Annotated in this window: 18 protein-coding genes and 1 pseudogene; 17 read left to right on the top strand and 2 right to left on the bottom strand. The window is 63.1% G+C overall.

The genetic code is table 11. The features are described 5' to 3' along the window. Positions 1-83: 83 nt before the first annotated feature. A complete protein-coding gene (locus QTI51_RS17430) occupies positions 84-803 on the bottom strand; it encodes a LexA family protein (protein WP_286516079.1) in 720 nt (239 codons plus the stop codon). Between QTI51_RS17430 and QTI51_RS17425 the strand changes: the two genes are divergently transcribed. Continuing rightward, positions 802-1,041 (top strand): YdaS family helix-turn-helix protein, encoded by a 240-nt coding sequence (locus tag QTI51_RS17425; RefSeq protein ID WP_286516080.1) that lies wholly within the window; start codon positions 802-804, stop codon positions 1,039-1,041. The two genes, QTI51_RS17430 and QTI51_RS17425, sit on opposite strands and share 2 nt — an antisense overlap. A gap of 23 nt (positions 1,042-1,064) precedes the next feature. Here QTI51_RS17425 and QTI51_RS17420 read toward each other — a convergent pair whose 3' ends face one another. Next, positions 1,065-1,358, bottom strand: coding sequence for a hypothetical protein (locus tag QTI51_RS17420; RefSeq protein WP_286516081.1), 294 nt, complete (start codon positions 1,356-1,358; stop codon positions 1,065-1,067). A gap of 52 nt (positions 1,359-1,410) precedes the next feature. Here QTI51_RS17420 and QTI51_RS17415 point away from each other — a divergent pair, with 52 nt between their 5' ends. The 16 genes and pseudogenes from QTI51_RS17415 to QTI51_RS17340 all read left to right on the top strand — a co-directional run bounded on the left by QTI51_RS17415 (position 1,411) and on the right by QTI51_RS17340 (position 17,902). Next, positions 1,411-1,887, top strand: coding sequence for a phage regulatory CII family protein (locus QTI51_RS17415; protein ID WP_286516082.1), 477 nt, complete (start codon positions 1,411-1,413; stop codon positions 1,885-1,887). Next, entirely contained in the window at positions 1,884-2,177 is a 294-nt protein-coding gene (locus tag QTI51_RS17410) for a MarR family transcriptional regulator (protein ID WP_286516083.1), read from the top strand. Before QTI51_RS17415 ends, QTI51_RS17410 begins: the two co-directional genes overlap by 4 nt. Continuing rightward, positions 2,174-3,124, top strand: a complete 951-nt coding sequence (locus QTI51_RS17405) for a helix-turn-helix domain-containing protein (protein ID WP_286516084.1) — start codon at positions 2,174-2,176, stop codon at positions 3,122-3,124. The genes QTI51_RS17410 and QTI51_RS17405 overlap by 4 nt, the downstream gene beginning before the upstream one ends. Further along, complete coding sequence (locus QTI51_RS17400) at positions 3,115-3,900, top strand: hypothetical protein (RefSeq protein ID WP_286516085.1); 786 nt, start codon at positions 3,115-3,117, stop codon at positions 3,898-3,900. The genes QTI51_RS17405 and QTI51_RS17400 overlap by 10 nt, the downstream gene beginning before the upstream one ends. 178 nt (positions 3,901-4,078) lie before the next feature. Beyond that, complete coding sequence (locus QTI51_RS17395) at positions 4,079-4,591, top strand: hypothetical protein (RefSeq protein WP_286516086.1); 513 nt, start codon at positions 4,079-4,081, stop codon at positions 4,589-4,591. Then, the gene (locus tag QTI51_RS17390; RefSeq protein ID WP_286516087.1) at positions 4,588-6,726 is read left to right on the top strand and encodes a phage terminase large subunit family protein; all 2,139 of its coding nucleotides are present in this window, start codon (positions 4,588-4,590) and stop codon (positions 6,724-6,726) included. The genes QTI51_RS17395 and QTI51_RS17390 overlap by 4 nt, the downstream gene beginning before the upstream one ends. Next, positions 6,726-7,022, top strand: a pseudogene (locus QTI51_RS17385) (Mor transcription activator family protein); the annotation flags it as partial. The gene QTI51_RS17390 and the pseudogene QTI51_RS17385, both read left to right, overlap by 1 nt. Before the next feature lie 168 nt (positions 7,023-7,190). Beyond that, positions 7,191-8,417, top strand: a complete 1,227-nt coding sequence (locus tag QTI51_RS17380; protein ID WP_286516089.1) for a DUF262 domain-containing protein — start codon at positions 7,191-7,193, stop codon at positions 8,415-8,417. Then, complete coding sequence (locus QTI51_RS17375) at positions 8,404-9,450, top strand: HEPN domain-containing protein (protein ID WP_286516090.1); 1,047 nt, start codon at positions 8,404-8,406, stop codon at positions 9,448-9,450. Before QTI51_RS17380 ends, QTI51_RS17375 begins: the two co-directional genes overlap by 14 nt. Before the next feature lie 110 nt (positions 9,451-9,560). Next, positions 9,561-10,106: a hypothetical protein gene (locus QTI51_RS17370; protein ID WP_286516091.1), complete on the top strand. Its 546-nt coding sequence runs from the start codon at positions 9,561-9,563 to the stop codon at positions 10,104-10,106. Continuing rightward, the gene (locus QTI51_RS17365) at positions 10,103-11,647 is read left to right on the top strand and encodes a phage portal protein (protein ID WP_286516092.1); all 1,545 of its coding nucleotides are present in this window, start codon (positions 10,103-10,105) and stop codon (positions 11,645-11,647) included. The genes QTI51_RS17370 and QTI51_RS17365 overlap by 4 nt, the downstream gene beginning before the upstream one ends. Before the next feature lie 50 nt (positions 11,648-11,697). Further along, positions 11,698-13,563: a phage major capsid protein gene (locus QTI51_RS17360; protein WP_286516093.1), complete on the top strand. Its 1,866-nt coding sequence runs from the start codon at positions 11,698-11,700 to the stop codon at positions 13,561-13,563. A gap of 4 nt (positions 13,564-13,567) precedes the next feature. After that, a complete protein-coding gene (locus tag QTI51_RS17355; protein ID WP_286516095.1) occupies positions 13,568-13,852 on the top strand; it encodes a head-tail joining protein in 285 nt (94 codons plus the stop codon). A 1-nt stretch (position 13,853) separates the two neighbouring features. Next, positions 13,854-14,261 carry a hypothetical protein gene (locus QTI51_RS17350; protein WP_286516097.1) on the top strand — a complete coding sequence of 136 codons (408 nt, stop codon included), beginning with the start codon at positions 13,854-13,856 and terminating at the stop codon, positions 14,259-14,261. A 20-nt stretch (positions 14,262-14,281) separates the two neighbouring features. Continuing rightward, a complete protein-coding gene (locus tag QTI51_RS17345) occupies positions 14,282-15,070 on the top strand; it encodes a phage tail tube protein (protein ID WP_286516099.1) in 789 nt (262 codons plus the stop codon). A gap of 114 nt (positions 15,071-15,184) precedes the next feature. Then, positions 15,185-17,902: a phage tail tape measure protein gene (locus tag QTI51_RS17340; RefSeq protein ID WP_286516101.1), complete on the top strand. Its 2,718-nt coding sequence runs from the start codon at positions 15,185-15,187 to the stop codon at positions 17,900-17,902.

The following is a 17,902-nucleotide window of genomic DNA, read 5'->3' as shown; positions in this document are numbered from 1 at the left end:
ACGAATGTGATTTAACGTGTCAACACGAACGTGACAAATTATCCTTTTCGTGATTTTTGGGCGCGTGGGAGGTCATGTGTCGATCAGCCGTCTTCCCATTTGCCGATCACGGTGCCGAGCGCCCGGAAGGGCTGGCGAATCGGCTCATGCGCGGGGTTCAAAGGCTGCAACCATTGGCGGCCATCTTCGTTTTTGTAGACCTTGAACGTCACTTCGTTTTCGCCTTCAAGCTTCGCGACGATGCGGTCGCCGTTCATCGGGGAGCGCTTTTCGGGGTCAACAAAGATCAGACACCCCTCGGGGTAGGTCCGCGTGTTGCCGTGTGGCGCGGTCATGCTGTCGCCTTTCACTCGCAGCACATAGGTGCTGCTGCTGTGCGGCGTGGGGCACCCGAGCCAAGTCTCGGCCTCGCCTGGCAGGAATGGATCGTTTGCATCATCCCAATTGCCCGCACGTACCCAAGAGATCAGCGGCACGAGGCCGCGAATGTCGGGGCCGGACTCAACGTTTACGTCGTTGTCCCATATGCCTCGCCCAGTTTCGAGCCAAGTGCTCGAAGCCCGCAGCGCGCGCGCAATCGCATTCAGCTCGCGCGGCTTGTCGCGCAGGCCGGATTCGAGGTTGCCGATGGTGCTAGTGGACACGCCGGCCGCCACTGCGAGCTGTTGCTGCGTCAGTCCGCGCTGTTGCCGGGAGTATTTGATTCGTTCGCCAATGGTATTCACGTTTGTGATTGGAGCTCGATCTTGCGTCACGTTGGTGTGAGTTGCATAATCACGAATGTGACAAAAGGAATCGAGCATGGAACCTTTGCCTGAGGGAATCATTGCGTTGAATGAAGCCGTGGATATTGCCGGCGGAGAACGACGCCTAGCGGAGCGCGTGGGCGCGTCGCACAACGGGCCGTATATGTGGCGCCAGCGCAAAAAGGTGCCGGCGGACTACTGCCCTGGCATCGAGCGGGAGACCGGCGTGCGGTGCGAGCGCCTGCGGCGAGATGTCCCGTGGGGTGTCCTGCGTGGAACGGATGCGCATGGCTAATCGCCCGCGTGCATTCGCGCGCCCTACGAAAGCCATCCGCTCGCCGGCCGTAGCACGTCTACGGCGGGCGAAAGCACGCGCTCGCACAGTCGTTCCAGCGCGGCGCGTTGACGCAACGCCTGCAGCCCTTGGGCGCCTGCGCTTGCCGTCATCACCTCCATCCACGCCGCCACGTTCTCGCGGCTCAAGTTTGGTTCGACCTCCAGCAGTTGCACGAGCTGCTGCAGGAATTGCTCGATGGCGTCGATGCGCTCCGCCAGCGTCGGAGCAGGACTCGCTTTCGCGAGGCATTGGCTTGTTTTTTCTGAGGTCTGCATGAGAACGAATATCTCAATTGATGAAGCGCACGGCTATGGCGTCGATGAGCCCGTGCCCGACAAGCTGCGCGGCCACGATGCCGCTGCGGCGGCCTACGACACGGCGCACGGGTACGAAGGCGGCATTGCGGCCCTCGCCAAGCGGATGGGCCACAACCCCAACACGTTGACCCACAAGGTGAACCTGCAGAACACCACGCACCACCTGACGCTGCGCGACGCCATCGAGATGCAGTGGCAGAGCCGCAATTTCGCCATCCTCCATGCGATGGCCGGCGAGCTAGGCCATACCTGCGGCCGCGCGACTCCGGTTTACTCCGAAGGCGACCCGCTCGATACGCTCGTGCGCATGCAGGTGGCCTATGCCGACTTCGTGCAGGCGATGGGCGAGGCGTTGCTGCGACGCGAGGGCGGCGTGACGCGCAACCAGATGCGCAAGGCCGAGCACATGGCCGCCGAGGTCAATGCGCATGTGGGCCATTGCCTGGGCGTGCTGCGCGGCCTGATGCGGGAGGAACCGAAGCCATGAGCGTGAAGCTGTTGACGATGGTGTTCGACCGCTACCCGGGTGGCCCCGGTGAGCGCTTGTTGGCGCTCGCGATGGCTCACTACGCGCGCGACGACGGGTCGCAGATTCGGTCGTCCGTCGCTGCCCTGTGCAGGAAGACGGGTCAGAGCCGCAGCACCGTGCAGCGCCAGCTCGCGCGGATGCTCGCGGCGGGATGGCTGGTGCGCGTGGAGAGCGGGGCAGGGCGCGGCGGCTTCACGGCCTACCACATCAGTTCAGCGTGGATCGCAGGGGGCCGAGCGGGCGCATGAGCATCAAGCTGATGACGATGGTGTTCGACCGCTACCCCGAGGGTGGCAGCGAGATGCTGCTCGCCCTGGCGATGGTCGATCACGCACGCGACGACGGCACCAGCATATGGCCATCGGTCGATGAGCTGGCGCGCAAGACGCGGCAAAGCCGCCGCACGGTGCAGCGCCAGATTGCCAAGATGGTGGCTTCCGGCTGGCTTGAGCAGGTGCGTGCGGCAACGGGCAGGCGCGGCCTCACCAACGAGTACCGCGTGTCTGCGGCGTGGGTGGCGGGCGAAACGCTCCCCGCAACCACGGGTGTCAATTTGACACCCGACGAAAACGCGACCGAAACCGGCACGGGTGACAGATTGACACCCCTCAAAACACCCGAAGTTATCCACACGGGTGACAGATTGACACCCGATGAAGTGGGGTCGAGGGGTGTCACCCGTGACGCGAGGGGTGTCACCGGTGACGCGAGGGGTGACACAGCTATGACACCCGAATCTTCAAGAACCATCAATAACCATACCCCCCTACCCCCCGGCGGGGGGGCGACGGGGTTCGACGAGCTTTTCTCGATCTACCCGAATCAGGACAACCGGTCGAAGGCAGAACGCCGATACAGCCGGCTTGCGCCAACCGCCGCGCAGCGGCGAACCATGCGCGCGGCCATCGAGGCCCAAAGGCTTAGCAAGAGGTGGACGAAGGACGATGGCGAGTTCGTGCCCGAGTTCGCGACCTGGCTGCGCAATGAGCGTTGGCGCGACGTGGCTCGTGCACCTGGCGCGACGGCCGGCGCATGGCACGAGACGCGCAGCGGCATCGACGCGATGGCGCGTGCACTGGGCCTCGCGGCGTGGGACGAAGGGGCGTTCTCGATGGGCCGCGGCGAGAGCTACCTCGCCTTCACCGCACGGGTGCGGCAGGCCGTCGATGGGGCAGGGAGCACCGTATGCGCGTGACTGTGGGATTCGAGGGTAGCGGTCTTGCCAGCGTGCAGGCGCAGCTCGCCAAGCTGTCGGGCCAGCAGGCCAAGCAAGCCTATGCCGATGGCCTGAACGATGCTGGCTTTCGTGCGCGGCGCGAGTGGCAACGCGAGATGCGCGAGCAGTTCGACCGGCCCACGCCCTACATCCTCAAGAGCGTGTACGTGCGCAAGGCCACGCCCGAGCGGCTGAGCGTGGAGATTGAGCCGACCTACTTCGGTGGCAAGGGCGTGGACCCGCAAAAGATTCTGCAGGCCCAAGAGTTCGGCGGCCCGAGGCGCGACAAGCGCAGCGAGGCAGCACTGCGCCGCATTGGCATCCTGCCTGCTGGCTATCAGACGGCCATTCCCGCCGCTCCCTACCCGGGCAGCGATGACGGGCGGGGCAATGTGCGCGGTGGCTTCCTCGTGCGCCTGCTGTCGTACTTCCAAGCCATGGGCGAGCAGGGCTACCGGGCCAACATGACGGACAAGCGCAAGGCCCGTCTGCACAAGGGCACCAAGGATCGCGAGGGCGTGCGCTTCTTCGTTGCATACGGTCGCCTTCGCAGTGGCCCGACACAGCACCTCGCGCCTGGCATTTGGGCTGCGACGGGCACACAAGGCGGTGTTGTGCGGCCTGTGCTCATGTTCGTTCGTGCTGGTGTCTATGACGCGCGCATCAGCCGCGAGCGCGTGGCCGAGCGTGCAGACCTGCAGGCCTACATCGAGCGTCGCATTCGATACCGCATCCGCAAGGCGGTGGGCGAATGACGCGCGCGCTCGACCTGTCTCCTGCCCGGGCGCCGCGGCCCGCTCAACGCACCCCGATGGTGCGGTCTCAAAAATTCGTGGGTCCTTCCGCCGAAGCAGTGGTTACGGGTAATTCGAACCCCGAACTTGGACTGTTCGGCGGCACTGCTAAGGGGGTTAAGTGAAGGCTGTTGAAGCAATGAGGCAGGCGATTTCGCAGGCCGAGTTTGGCGCATGGGTTGGCGTCAGCGAAGCGCGCGTGAGCCAGCTCATGGCCGAGGGCGTGCTGACGCGCGGCGAGTCCGGCCACGAGTGGCTGATTGCCTACTGCGAGCGCATGCGCGACATGGCGGCCGGGCGTGCGTCGTCGGAGCTGGGCGGCCTCGACCTTGTGCAAGAGCGCGCGGCGCTGGCGCGCGAGCAGCGCCTCGGCATCGCGATAAAGAACGCCGTCGCCCGCGGCGAGTACGCGCCCATCTCGCTCTTGGCCGAGGTGCTGGCGACCGCGAGCCAGTCCGTGTCGGAGCGCTTCGAGCAACTGCCCGGCCTGTTGCGCAAGGTGTGCCCAGAGCTGCCGGACACGGCACGCGACAAGCTCATGTCTGCCATCGCCGATGCGCGCAACCAGTGGGTGCGCGCGACGGCTCGGCTCGTGTCAGAAGCGGTCTCGCCGCCCGAAGACGACGAGCCGGAAGAGGGCGAGTCAGCATGAGCCTGGCCCCGAGCGAAACGCAGCGCGCCGTCATCGCTGCGACCTTGACCGGCCTCGGGCCGCTGAAGATGGAACGCCCCCAGCCGCTGAGCGCCTGGGCCGAAGACAATTTCTACCTGTCGCCCGAGGCAAGCCACACACAGGGCGAATGGAAGGCCTACCCGTTCCAGAAGGGCTGGATGGATGCCTTCAGCAATGACGACATCGAAGAGGTGACGGTGCGCAAGGCGAAGCGTGTCGGCTACACGAAGACGCTGCTCGCATTCATCGCCTACAACGCGGCGCACCGCCGGCGTAAGCAAGCGCTGTGGATGCCGACCGACGACGACCGCGACAGCTTCGTGAAGTCCGAAATCGAGCCCATGCTGCGCGACGTGACCGCGCTCAAGGCCGTGACGGTGCCGGGCAAGGAAGACACCATGAAGCTGAAGAGCTTCTTCGGGTCGGTCCTACACCTGCTCGGCGGCAAGGCAGCACGAGCCTATCGCCGCATCACGGTGGCCGTCGCGATCCTCGACGAAGCCTCTGCCTTCGATGCCAAGATTGAGAAGTCCTCGGACCCGATCACGCTCGCGCGCGGACGCCTCGAAGGCGCGCCGTTCCCGAAGCTGGTCGCAGGCAGCACCGTGCGTATCAAGGACTTCGACCACATCGAGTACCGCGAGAAGAACGCCGACGTGCGCATGCGATACAACGTGGTGTGCCCGCATTGCGATGCCGAGCACCCGCTGCTGTGGGGTGGGAAGAAGGTGCGCCACGGCTTCAAGTGGGACGGCTACGACCATGACACCGTGCGCCACGTCTGCCCGCATTGCCATGAGTCGATCACGCAAGCCGACTACCTGCGCATCTGGGACACGGGCGCAATGTGGGTCAGCGAGTGCGGCCGGTATCGCTATGACCATGACCTGCACGTTTGGACCGATGCGCAGGGCGTCGTCATCCGCGCGCCGCGGCATGTGGCCTTCGTCGAGATGTGGAGCGGCTACAGCCCCCAGCGCGCATGGTCAGACATCGTGCGCGAGTTCCTCGAAGCCACGACGAAGGCGAAGGCCGGTGATACCGCACCGCTCGAAGGCTTCATCAACGAAACGTTGGCGCAGTATTGGGAGGCCGTCGTCGAGCGCGCCGATGAGCATGCACTCTCCCGTCGCGCCGAGGTCTATCGCCGCTTCACGGTGCCGTATGGCGGCCTCGTTCTGGTCACTGGCGTGGACGTGCAGGACAACCGCTTCGAGGTCGTGACCTGGGCCGTTGGCCGCGGCGAGGAAATGTGGTGCATCGATTACAGCGTCATCTATGCCAACCCGGCCGATGAGCGCGATTGGGCGCACCTCGATGCCTACCGCCAAACGATCTTTCAGCACGCCAGCGGGCAGGCGATGAAGATTGAAGCCATGGCCGTGGACACCGGCGGCCACTTCACGCACCAGGCCTACAACTACTGCCGCCAGCGCGAACGCGAGCGCGTGTTCGCCGTGCGTGGCGACCCGCAGCCCAGCAAGATGGTGAAGAGCAAGGCCACCGTGCAGGACGTGAACTGGGGCGGCAAGATCATCAAGAAGGGCGTGCGCCTGTGGTACGTCGGCACCGACACGGCAAAGGATTTGATGTATGGCCGCCTGTGTGTCGAGAAGCCGGGCGCCGGCTACGTGCACTTCAGCAAGGACTTGCCGCACGAGTTCTACACGCAGTTGACGGCCGAGGCGCGTGTGCCGCAGCGCATCGCCGGTGGCGAGGCCTATCGCTGGATCAAGGCGCCTGGCGCGCGCAATGAAGTGTTGGACTGCACCGTCTATGCCGTCTTCTGCACGCACATGCTCGGCCTGCACCTCTACACCGGGAAGATGTGGCAGCGCTTGGAGTCCATTGTGCAGCCGCCGAATGGGGATCTGTTTCGCGTGGAACAAACCGAAGAGGTTTCACCGGCCGATGTTCCACGCGAAACGCAATCGGTCGAGCAGTCCTTCGTGCAGGCAGACGCCGAGCCGGGCGCAGCGCCGACGAGCGCACCGCCACCGCCCACCGCATCGCGAACACCGGAGACAGCACCAGTCGCGCCCACAAAGCCGGCTCCGCCGCGCCGAACCGTTCAACATCCCTCCCGTCAATCCTTTCGCGCTAGATCATGGTGAACATCACGAACCAAAATGACATCGTTCTCGACATCCTCGGCCGAGTGCAGGAGGCACTCGCCGCCGCAAAAGGTGAACTGACGCCCGATCTTGTGAAGGGGGTAGAGGCCGACATCCGGGCGGACTGGGGTGGTGATCGCGTGTTCATCGCGAAGCGCCGCGGGGAGGGGCATGGCAATCGGAACAGCCGTATCTTTAGAGACTACCTGGCCGGTGAGCGCGTGAAGCTGCTGTCACGGCGCTATGAGCTTTCTGAGCGGCAGGTATTGCGCATCATCAAAGCGCCTGTCAAATGAGCATCTGCCCTAGGTGCAAGTCTTCGGCTAGAAGCGCTTGTGTGCGTCTTCCAGCAACAGCTACTATTAGTAAGGACCGGAACTTCGGGCCATACAGGCGCATTTCCTCCGCGAAACGTGACGCGTTTCGTCAGCACGCATCTGGCAAAACATTACAGGAAAGCAAAAATGAGTAACCCCTATATCTTGCCTGCAGAGCACGATTTTTGGATAAAAACCCCGCGTCGTCGGCTCTTGCTTTCGTCTGATGAAGAAATCGAAGCGAAGTACGACGCCAAAGCAGAGCGCATCGTCACAGAAACAAATCGAGAAAAGCTGGTCAATTTTTACGAATCCTTGAAGCGGCCAAACTACATGGATCCGCGGCCGTTCTATCAGCGGCGGCAACGCTGGACCGCTGATCGGCAGTCGCAGTTAATTGAATCATTCCTGATTAATATTCCTATTCCGCCACTCTTTGTCTACGAATCACGGCCTAACGTCTATGAAGTAATGGATGGGCAACAGCGAATTACTGCAATTAGAGCGTTCTACGATAGCCGACTTACCTTGGAGGGGCTGGAGCGCTGGCCTGAGTTAAACGGGCGAACATATGCTACCTTGCCCGACAGAATACGAGCAGGCATTGATCGCCGGTCTATTTCTTGGGTCACCGTGCTGAGCGAGTCGTCGGAAAACGAGGAGGATGCTTTTTCAATAAAGCAGCTAGTGTTCGAGCGCCTCAATACGGGAGGTGTGAAGCTTAGTGCTCAAGAAATTCGAAACGCATTATTTGCTGGCGACTTCAATGATGCATTGATCAAGATGTCGCGGTTGGATTCGCACCGAAGCGTCTGGGGCTTGCCGAAATATTCGGAAATTGAAGAACGCCAAGTGCCAATTAATCTGGCCGATAGCGGGTTCTACTTGGAAATGGAAGATGTTGAGGTCATTCTGCGATTTTTTGCGCTGCGCCATGCAGAGCATTATTCCCGTGGAATGCGAGAGTTTTTGGATTTTTACATGCAAAAAGCTCGCTCGTTGTCTTCGCATGAGATAGAAGAATTGGAGCGGCTGTACGAAGCGGTTGTAGAACTTGCAGCTGAAATCTATGGTGACTTGGCCTTCAAGCCATACGTTCAGGATAAGTCCTCAGGCAAGTGGAACTGGGGTACACGCAAGCAGAAGGCATACGCCGATGCAGTCCTCGTAGCATTGTCGGAACAGCTCGGAAATGGTTCGGAACTGATTGTTCAGAGGGACAATTTGCTCAAACTGACGAAGCAATACTTTCAAGAGGACGGGGAAGGAGTTTTGGTGGGTCGCGGCAATACTAAGAAGGATGTCTTGGCTCGCATCGACCGGCTGCGTGAGATTTTCAAAAAAGTCTTGGCCGCCTCTGATGCTGACCTCTAAATTAAAAATTGCACTAACGCAGCTGGAAAGCATTCGTCATATTGTCGAAAATGGGCGCCGTGCACGCGAACATATTACGCCGTATGGTCTTGAGTCCTATGGCCCGAGTTTTGAAAAGATTGACATTACATACGGTCGAACGTTCGACTATTGCGCAACCATTACACGCGCGTATGCAACTTTTGAACGTTTTGTTTTGGAAGCCTTTGAGCAGCTTATAGAATGGTGCTTTCAAAATGATCGAATAAAATTCTTCGAGAATAAAAAATTCCAGGAAACCTATGAGATCGGCGTTGCTGAAATATTAAGAAGGCACGGCGAAGCTCGATTTGCCGGTGTCGATAAGGCAGATCTTGCTCACTCGTTGGCGGCTCTTCATGGCGGAGCAGCCCCGAAGAAATTTCTGGTGAGCCCGTTTTTTGCGACGCTGCCAAATCTCAATATCTCGCATATCGATGGCCTTCTGACCAACTTGGGTTTTGCCGATACGCTTTCCGCTTGGATAGCCGACAATCAGGAATTTGCGGAATTCTTGGAGGGCGAAGGCATCAATGTGGGAGACGCGCTCAAGGATTTGGTCGAGCGAAGAAATGAGGCTGCCCATGGCAACGAATTGCCGTCTAATATATGGGGGGCGAATGAGCTGAATGTGCGGTTGGAGCTGCTGATTCGAGTTTGCAAAAAGTTTTATGAGTTTGTCGTTTATTTAATTATTAAGCGAGCAGACTTTGCAGCTGAGTCGGCTGGGCTGGGCGTGGTCACCGCGTTGTGGAAAACGGCGGGCGCCTTTGAGTTAAAAACGAATTCAAAAGCGGTGTCTCGTGACACTCCGGTGGTTCTTTTTAAATCCGGGGCACTTTTCATTGATGAAATTAGTGCGATTCAGATAGAAGGTGCGGGATGCGGGGTCTATTTCGGTCCCAATGCATCCAAGTTGGGACTGACCTTGAAGTCTGGGGATCTTCCCAAAAAGAGAATGGTTGTCTTGGGTTCCTCCGTTGTTCCTGGACTTGACCGCCTGCTAGAGATCTAACGCGCGTATTCACTCGCTCGCAACGATGCCGCACGAAGTGACATCACTCGCCTTGTTGATGTCAGCTTCCCCGTTCGATAGTCCGGTCAACACTGACCAAAGGTCCGACCGTGACTATCGACGCCTCCAACACCGAACCCATTTCCATCATCCCTGGCGACACCGTCAAATGGGCACGAAGTCTCACGAGCTACCCGGCTTCTGCCGGATGGGCGTTGAGCTACGAACTGCTCAACGCGATGCATCGCTACGAGATTCCCGCTACCGCTGACGGCGATGCCTTCCGCGTCGTTGTGTCGGCGCAGACCTCGCAGAGCTTCGCGCCTGGCTCCTATGACTGGCGAGCGCGCGTCACGAACGCCGACGAGGTCTACACAGTCGCTAGCGGGCGAATGACCGTGGCACCGTCCTTCGCTGCCGCTGGTGATGTCCGCTCGCATGCCCTCCGCACGCTCGACGCCATCGAGGCGGTGCTCGAAGGTCGGGCCACCAGCGCCACCGCCGAATACGAAATCAACGGCCGTCGCTTGAAGTACATCCCGCTCAACGAGCTGCATGCGATGCGCTCGAAGTACCAACGGGAGGTTGCGGCGGAAGAGGGCAAGAGCGGGCCACGGGGCGTGTCCGGTCGCATCGCGGTGAGGTTCGGCGCATGAAGGCCCCGGCATTCCTCCGCAACCTGTTCCGCGGCAAGGTCGTTGGCAAGAAGCAGGTGCGCCGCTTTCAGGCCGCGCGCGTTGACCGCCTTACCGCCGACTGGATCGCCACCTATTCGAGCATCAACGAAGAGCTGCGCAGCGACCTCGACAGGCTTCGCGCACGGGCACGCGAACTGCGCAACAACAACGACTATGCGCGCAAGTTCTGCGGCATGGTCGAAACCAACATGGTCGGGCCTGCTGGCTTCGTGATGCAGGCGCGCGTCGAGAACGCGCCGAACAAGGCCGACAAGCTCGCGAACGATGCCATTGAGGCGGCGTTCGTGCGCTGGCAGGCCGTGTGCGATGTGACGGGGCGGCAGTCCCTGCGCGATATGTGCGAGACGCTCGTCGGTGGGCTTCCGTGCGATGGCGAGTTTCTGGTGCGGCTCGTGCGCGGTGCCGACGCGCGCAACGAATTCAACTTCGCGCTGCAGCTCATCGACGTGGATCGCATCGACACGACATTCAACGGCGTTGAGCATTCGACGGGTAACACCGTCATCATGGGCATCGAGGTGGACGCCTACCGCCGCACCGTCGCGGTTCATATTTTCGAGGCGCATCCCAACGACGGCATGCGCACCTCTCGGCAGCGCGTGCGACTGCCGGCCGAAGACATCATCCACGGGTTCAAGGTCGAGCGTGCCGAGCAGGTGCGCGGCATCCCGTGGATGGCGCCGGGCATGCTGAGCCTGCACCACCTGGGCGGCTTCATGTTGGCCGCGGTGCTCGCCGCCGAGCATGGCGCGAATCACTTCGGCTTCTTCACGCAGAACCAAGATGCCGCACCTGGCACGCTGCCCATCGGTCAGCAAGACGATGACGGAGATGCCATCACCACTAGTCAGCCCGGCGTCTATGACACGCTGCCGCCCGGCTACGACTTCAAACCGCACGAGAGCAAATACCCGAATGAGGTCTTCGGGCCTTTCGTGAAGACGGCGCTACAGCGCGTTGCGAGCGGGTGGCGGGTGTCCTATCACGCGCTCGCGAACGACCTCGAGGGCGTCAACTTCTCCAGCATCCGAAGCGGCACGCTCGACGAGCGTGACCGGTGGTCATCCGATCAGCAGTGGTTCATCGACATCCTGCTCAAGCGCGTGCGCGCCGAGTGGATGGTGATGTCCTTGCTGTCGAACGCCATCACGATGCCCAACGGCAGTCCGTTGCCCGCGGCGAAGGTGGCGAAGTTTGCGCCGCACGACTGGCTCGGCCGTCGTTGGGAGTGGGTGGACCCGCTGAAGGACATGAACGCGCGCATTGCCGGCGTGGGTGCTGGGCTGGTTGCGCCTCAAGACCTGAGCGCACAGATGGGCCGTGACTTTTACGACACCATGGTCAAGATCAAGGAAGCGCAAGACCTCGCGAAGCAGCTCGGCATCGTGCTGCCTGCCTATGCATTGAAGGTGGCAGCGCCTGCGCCGAAGCCGGCCCCGAAGGGCCGCCCCGCAGATGCAGAAGAGGAAGAGGGCGAAGAGGAAGAAGTCGCAGCCTAGTGACATTCTTTGCCTTATGAATGTCAGTGCCGCGCCGTTGCAATAGCGGCATGACTTCAAGTCTTCCTCAAGCTCTTCGCGAGCATCTGCCCACCGGTCAACTCAAGCGCGCTTTCGTTGTGGAGCGTGCCTCCATCGACGAGGAGGCGCGCACCGTGAAGCTCGCCTTCGCGAGCGAAACGCCTGTCAATCGCGGCTGGTTCATCGAGGTGTTGGACCTCAGTCGCAAGTCAATGCGCACCGGCCGCCTCACCGCCGGCGCGAACCTTCTTTGTGACCATGACACACGAGATGTTGTCGCGGTCGTCGAGTCTGTGGAAATCGGTTCGGACAAGGTAGCCCGTGCCGTGGTGCGCTTCGGTCGAAGCGTGCGCGCAGAGGAAGTCTTCCGCGACGTGATCGACGGCATTCGCGTCAACGTTTCGGTGGGCTACATCGTCCACGAAGCAATTCTTGAAGGCACGAAGGATGGGTATGACACCTACCGCGTGACCGACTGGGAGCCCTTCGAGTTGTCTCTGGTCAGCGTGCCAGCGGACGCGACTGTCGGTGTCGGCCGCAGTCTCCCCGCCGAGCTGCCGGCCGTTCCTTCCCTTCCTTCCATTTCCCCATCTTCTACGGAGAACCGCGCCATGACGACGCCTGCAACCACGCCCGCCGCTACCCCGGCACCCACCATCGAAACTCCTGCGCTGCGCAACCACGCCAGCGAAATCAGCAAGATCGCCGCCGCCATGCCCGGCGGTGCCGAGCTGGCGATGCGTTCCATCCAAGCCGGCCACACGGTCGAGCAGTTCCAGGCCGAGGCGATTCGCTCGCTTTCGTCCAAGCCCGTGCCCACGGCCGACATCGGTCTGACGCCGAAGGAAACCCGCCGGTTCAGCATCGTGCGTGCACTCAACGCGCTCGCCAGCCCGGGCGACACGGTGGCTCGCAGCGCTGCCGCCTTCGAATTCGAGTGCTCGGCGGCGACCTCGCAGAAGCTCGGCAAGGCAGCGCGCGGCATCATGATTCCGTTCGAAGTTCAAAAGCGCGACCTCGTGGTGGGCACGCCCTCGGCCGGCGGCAACCTCGTTGGCACCGACCTGATGGCCGGCGACTTCATCACCATCCTGCGCGATGCGATGGTGCTGAATCAGCTTGGCGTGCGCTTTCTCTCGGGGCTGGTGGGCAACATCGCTATCCCGAAGCAAACGGGCTCCGGCAGCGCTTATTGGGTGGCTGAAGGTCAGGCGCCCGCCGAAAGCAGCGCGGCCATCGGTCAAGTGGCGATGTCGCCGAAGACGGTCGGCGCGTTCACCGACATCAGCCGCAAGCTGCTGCTGCAGTCGAGCATCGATGTCGAGAGCTTCGTCTCGGCCGACCTGGCGATGGTGCTCGGGCTGGCGATCCAGCGCGCGGCCATCGCCGGCGGTGGCAACGCCAACGAGCCCAGCGGCATCCTCGCGAAGATCGCGGCCAGCGTGATCGGCGGTGCGAACGGTGGCGCGCCGACCTGGGACAGCGTGGTGGACCTCGAAACCGCGGTGTCGGTCGCAAACGCCGATGTTGGCACCTTGGCCTATCTAACGAATGCGAAGGTGCGCGGCAAGCTGAAGAAGACCTTCGTCGACGGCCCTGGCACGGGCGAGCGCGTGTGGCAGAAGGGCAGCGAGCCGCTCAACGGCTACCGCGCCGCGGTTACTAATGCCGTGCCGAGCAACATCGCCAAGGGCACCGGCACGAACTTGTCGGCCCTCATCTTCGGCAACTTCGCGGACCTCGTGATCGGCATGTGGGGTGGCCTCGACCTGATGGTCAATCCGTTCCTGTTCAGCGAAACGGGTTCGGTTCGCGTCACCGCGCTGCAGGACGTGGATGTCGGTGTACGCAACGACGAGAGCTTCTCGACGATGGAAGACGTGGCTACCGCGTAAGCCCATGTTCGCCGAAGACCTCTCCGTTTTCTTCAGCGACTTCGCGGTGAGCGCCTCGTTCACCGTCGAAGGCGTGCAGAAGACCGCGCGCGTCCTCTTCGATAACCCGTATGCGGCGCCGTTCGGCGTGCAGGTCGATGCAGATGCACCGGTGTGCCAAGGCGCTAGCGCGGACCTCGCCGGCCTTCAGCGTGATGACGCAATCACCGTAGACGGGCGAGCGTTCGAAGTGGTGCGCGCCGAGGCGGACGGCACCGGCGTGACCAACCTTGTTCTTCGGAGCGCCTGAAATGTTCCTGCTCGAAATCAACCTCTGCGAGCGCTTGCGCGAGTCCTTGCCCGCTTGGGAAGTCATGGGCTGGTCCACGGGCAAGGGCAACCGCGATGCCGCGGCGCTGGTGTCCGTCATGTTCGCCGCCGGCGCGCTGGCGGATGTGAAGGAAGGCGCTGTAGCGCTTGCACCTGGCTGGAGCGTGCTGCTGTCGGTCAAGCGCGGGCCGGCTGCGGCGGCATTGCTCGACGACGCAATTCCAAAGGTCATCGAGCAGCTTCACAACTGGGCGCCCGGCGAGGCGGGCGGGCGCAAGTGGGGCGCGCTGAAGCTCGCGCGTTTCGCGCCGCCGGACTTCGCAGACGGCGGCCTCATCGGCATCGAACTGCTTTTCTCCACGACTGGCCGCTACTTCGGCCAAGAGTGAAACCAATCAACGGAGCCACCATGGCAAACATCTTCGAAAAGAGTCAATACGTCATCCCGCGCGGCCGGGTCTTCTTCGACCTCTACGACGCGGCCGACCAGCTCACGGGCGAGCGCCACCTCGGCAACTGCCCGACCGTCACGCTGAGCATCTCGACCGAGAAGGCGCCGCACTACAGCGCCGAGAGCGGCCCCGGCGTGAAGGACGCGAACCGCGTCGTGCGCATCGACCGCACCGGCAAGATCACTTGCGACAACATGAGCGCCGACAACCGGGCGATGTTCATTTCCGGCGAAAAGTCCACGGTCTCGCAGGCTACCGGCGCCGTGGCTGCGGAAGAAATCACCGTGATTCCCGGGCTCTTCTATCAGCTCGGCCGCACCGATGCCAGCCCGGCGGGCGCGCGCAAGGTCACGGCGGTGGTGGTGACGCCCGAAGCCGGCGGCGAGCCCTACGAGCTGGGCGAGGACTACACCGTGGACGCGGCGCTCGGTCGCCTGCAAATCCTCGCCGGCGGCGGCATCCCGGCCGGTAAGGTGAAGGTCGCCTATTCGAAGCCGGCCACCACCTGGCTGCGGATCAAGTCCGGAGACAAGGCCGAACTGCGCGGCGCACTGCGCGTGCTCTCGAACATCGCCGAGGGCGAGCAGAGCGACACCTATTGCCCGCTCGTGACGCTGGCGCCGACCGGTGACATGGCGCTCGTCACCAGCGATGACGGCTATGTGCAGATGGAATTCGACATCGAGGTGCTCACGCCCCCGAGCGGTGTCGCGATCTTCGTGGACGGCCGTCCTGTGGAGGCCTAAGCCTTCACCTCGCCGCCGCTCGCGCTGAGCGGCGGCGACGCCTGGCGCTTCGCACGAGGCGCCAAACGTCGCCGCACTGGCTTCCCCCTTCACCACTCCCCCAAAGGTTCCTCGTTGGCCTTCAAGCCTATTCAGATCGTCGTCAATGCCAAGGACGATGCGTCCAAGGTGTTCGACCGCCTGCAGCAGCGGGTCGTCGCGTTCGCGGTGCTGGTCGCCGGCTATTTCGGCATTCAGGTCTTTGCGGGCTGGATCAAGGGCGGCGCCGACTTCGAGCAGGCCATGAGCCGCGTGCAGGCCGCGACGGGCGCCAGCGCGGCCGAGATGCGCTTGCTACGCAAGGCGGCGCAGGAAGCCGCGGCGGATGTGCGCTACGGCTTCACGGAGCTGCAGGCTGCCGGCGCGCTGGAAAACCTGGCGAAAGCCGGCCTGAGCGTCACCGATGCCATCAAGACACTGCCCGCCGCGATGCAGCTCGCGCGTGCCGGCGACATCGAGCTGGGCACCTCGGCCGAGTACCTCACGAAAATCGTCAACGGTCTGGGCCTGGCCTTCACCGACTCGGGCCGTGTGGCCGACGTGCTCGCCAAGGGCGCCAACGCGACGAACACCAGCGTCACCGGCCTGGCGCAAGCGCTGAGCTACGCCGCGCCTTTGGCGAACACCCTCGGGCTGAGCCTCGAAACCACCGTTGCCATCATCGGCAAGTTCGCGGATGCGGGTATCGATGCGAGCCGCGCCGGCACGGCGTTGAACAGCATCCTCGCGCAGTTCTCCGACCCGGCCAGCAAATTCCGCACTGAGCTGGCGGCAGCTGGCATCACGACTGGCAACTTCGAGAAGATGCTGCACGAGCTGGCCGCCGCAGGCCCGGCCGGGCAGCGCGCGATTGCGGCGGTGGGGCAGGAAGCCGGCCCGGCGTTGCGCGCGCTGCTGAATCAGGGCGTGGACAAGCTCGACGAGCTGAAGAAGGCATTGCAGGGCGCTGGCGGCAGTGCGGCCGAGACTGCCGCCGTCATGCAGGCGAATCTCAACGGCGCGCTGAATGGCCTGCGTACGGCATGGGACTCGACCGTCAACGCGCTCACGACGCCCGTCCTGCCGGTGCTGAGAGAAGGCGTCGAGCAGTTGGGCGGAGCGCTGCGCACCGCGGTGTCCGATGGCACTGTGGGGCGGTTCGGCACCGCGCTCGCGACCGCATTCCAGAACGGCATCAAGTGGGTGCAGGCCTTCGTCGCCAGCGTCGATGTGCCGGCCCTCGTCGCGAAAGCGCAGAGCCTGGCCGACCGTGTGGGCGCATTGCTCGACAGCTTCGGCCAGAAGGCGCAGAGCACCGGCAACATCGTTCAAACGGTCTGGGGTGTCGCGAGCGCCGGCGCGAACACGCTGATTGCGGTTGTCTTCCGTGTAGGCGAGGCCTTTGCCGGCGTCACGCGCGACATCCTGACCGGCGTCGGCGTAATGCTGGAAGGGCTCTCGAAGATCAGCTTCGGCGGCGTGTCGGCGGCGTTCAAGCAGGCCGCGGCCGAGGTGCGCGAATCGGCCGCCGGCATGGAAGGTGTGACCGACGCTTTCGGCGAGAAGTCAGCCGAAGCCTTCGAGCGCGCCACCAAGGGCGCCGAGGAAGCGCGCGCCGGCTGGGCGGGCCTGACGGGCGCCGCCGAGAGCACCACCGCTGCGACGACCAGCAGCGCGGCGGCGTTCGCGAACATGGCCGCCGAGATGAAGGCCGCCGGCGACAGCGCGCAGGAAGCCGGCCAGAAGGCCGCCAGTGCGGCTGAAGAGCAGAAGGTGAAGGCAGAGGAGGCCCGGGCCACGGCGGAGCGCCTGCGGGCCGAATATGCGAAGGCCATCGACACGGGCAATCTTCAGCTTGCTGTGCAGAAGCTCGAAGAGTTGAAGAAGGCCAACAACGCCGCGGCCGATGCCGCCGTCAACAACAAGAAAGCGCAGGCCGACGCCGCCGCAGAGATTGCCGCCGCCTTCCAGCGCGCCGGGGTACAGACGAAGGTCGAGCTGGAGACCGTCGCCAAGGTGGCGCTGCGCGACTACGAGCTGATTCGCGACAGCGGGCAGGCGACGGCCATCGGCCTGGGCGAAGCGTGGAAGCGCGCCGCGGAAGCATCCATTGCCGCGGCAAACGGTGTTGCGCCTGGCTGGGTGCAGGCCGAGGCCGCCATGCGCGGCTTCGAGGTCGTGCTCGACAGCGCCGGTCGCTCCACGCTGAAGCTCAAGGACGCGCAGACGAGTGCCACGCAGGCCGCCAACGGCCTGGCCGGCGCGCTGCGCGATGTCACCAGCGCACGGGAAAAGGACATCGAGGCACGCGAGAAGGCGAACGCCTTGAAAGAGCGCGAAATCGCCCTCGAAAACAAGCGCCTCGGCCGCGACGCGAGCGGCTTCTCGACCGACAAGAACGGAAAGACCGTCGTCGCCGGGAGCGACCTCGGCACCATGACCGGCATCGCCGCATTCTTGAAGAACGCCGGCGTGAAGGACGACGAGACGGCGCGCCGCATCGCGCGCGAGTTCGCGGACGAGAAGGGCAACGTCCAGTTCTTCAACAACCCGGGCCAGAAGAAGTACGGCGGCGACACCCTGAGCTATGCGCTGCTGAAGGCGGCGGAGAAGGTGACCTTCTTCGGCGATGGGTCCACGCCCACCGCCATTCCCAAGCCCGAATCCACTCGCACCCTGAATCTGCGCCTGCAGCTCGACGGCCGGGATTACGGGACCGTCAACACCGACACCGCCGGGGCGAACGCCATCGAGGGCTTTCTCGCGCAGCTTGGCGCCGCACGCGGCTCCTCTTCCGCACGTCCGGGCAACTGA

It is taken from the genome of Variovorax sp. J22G73, from assembly GCF_030317035.1.
GTDB lineage: Bacteria > Pseudomonadota > Gammaproteobacteria > Burkholderiales > Burkholderiaceae_C > Variovorax.
This window is presented reverse-complemented; position numbering and strand designations above follow the sequence as displayed.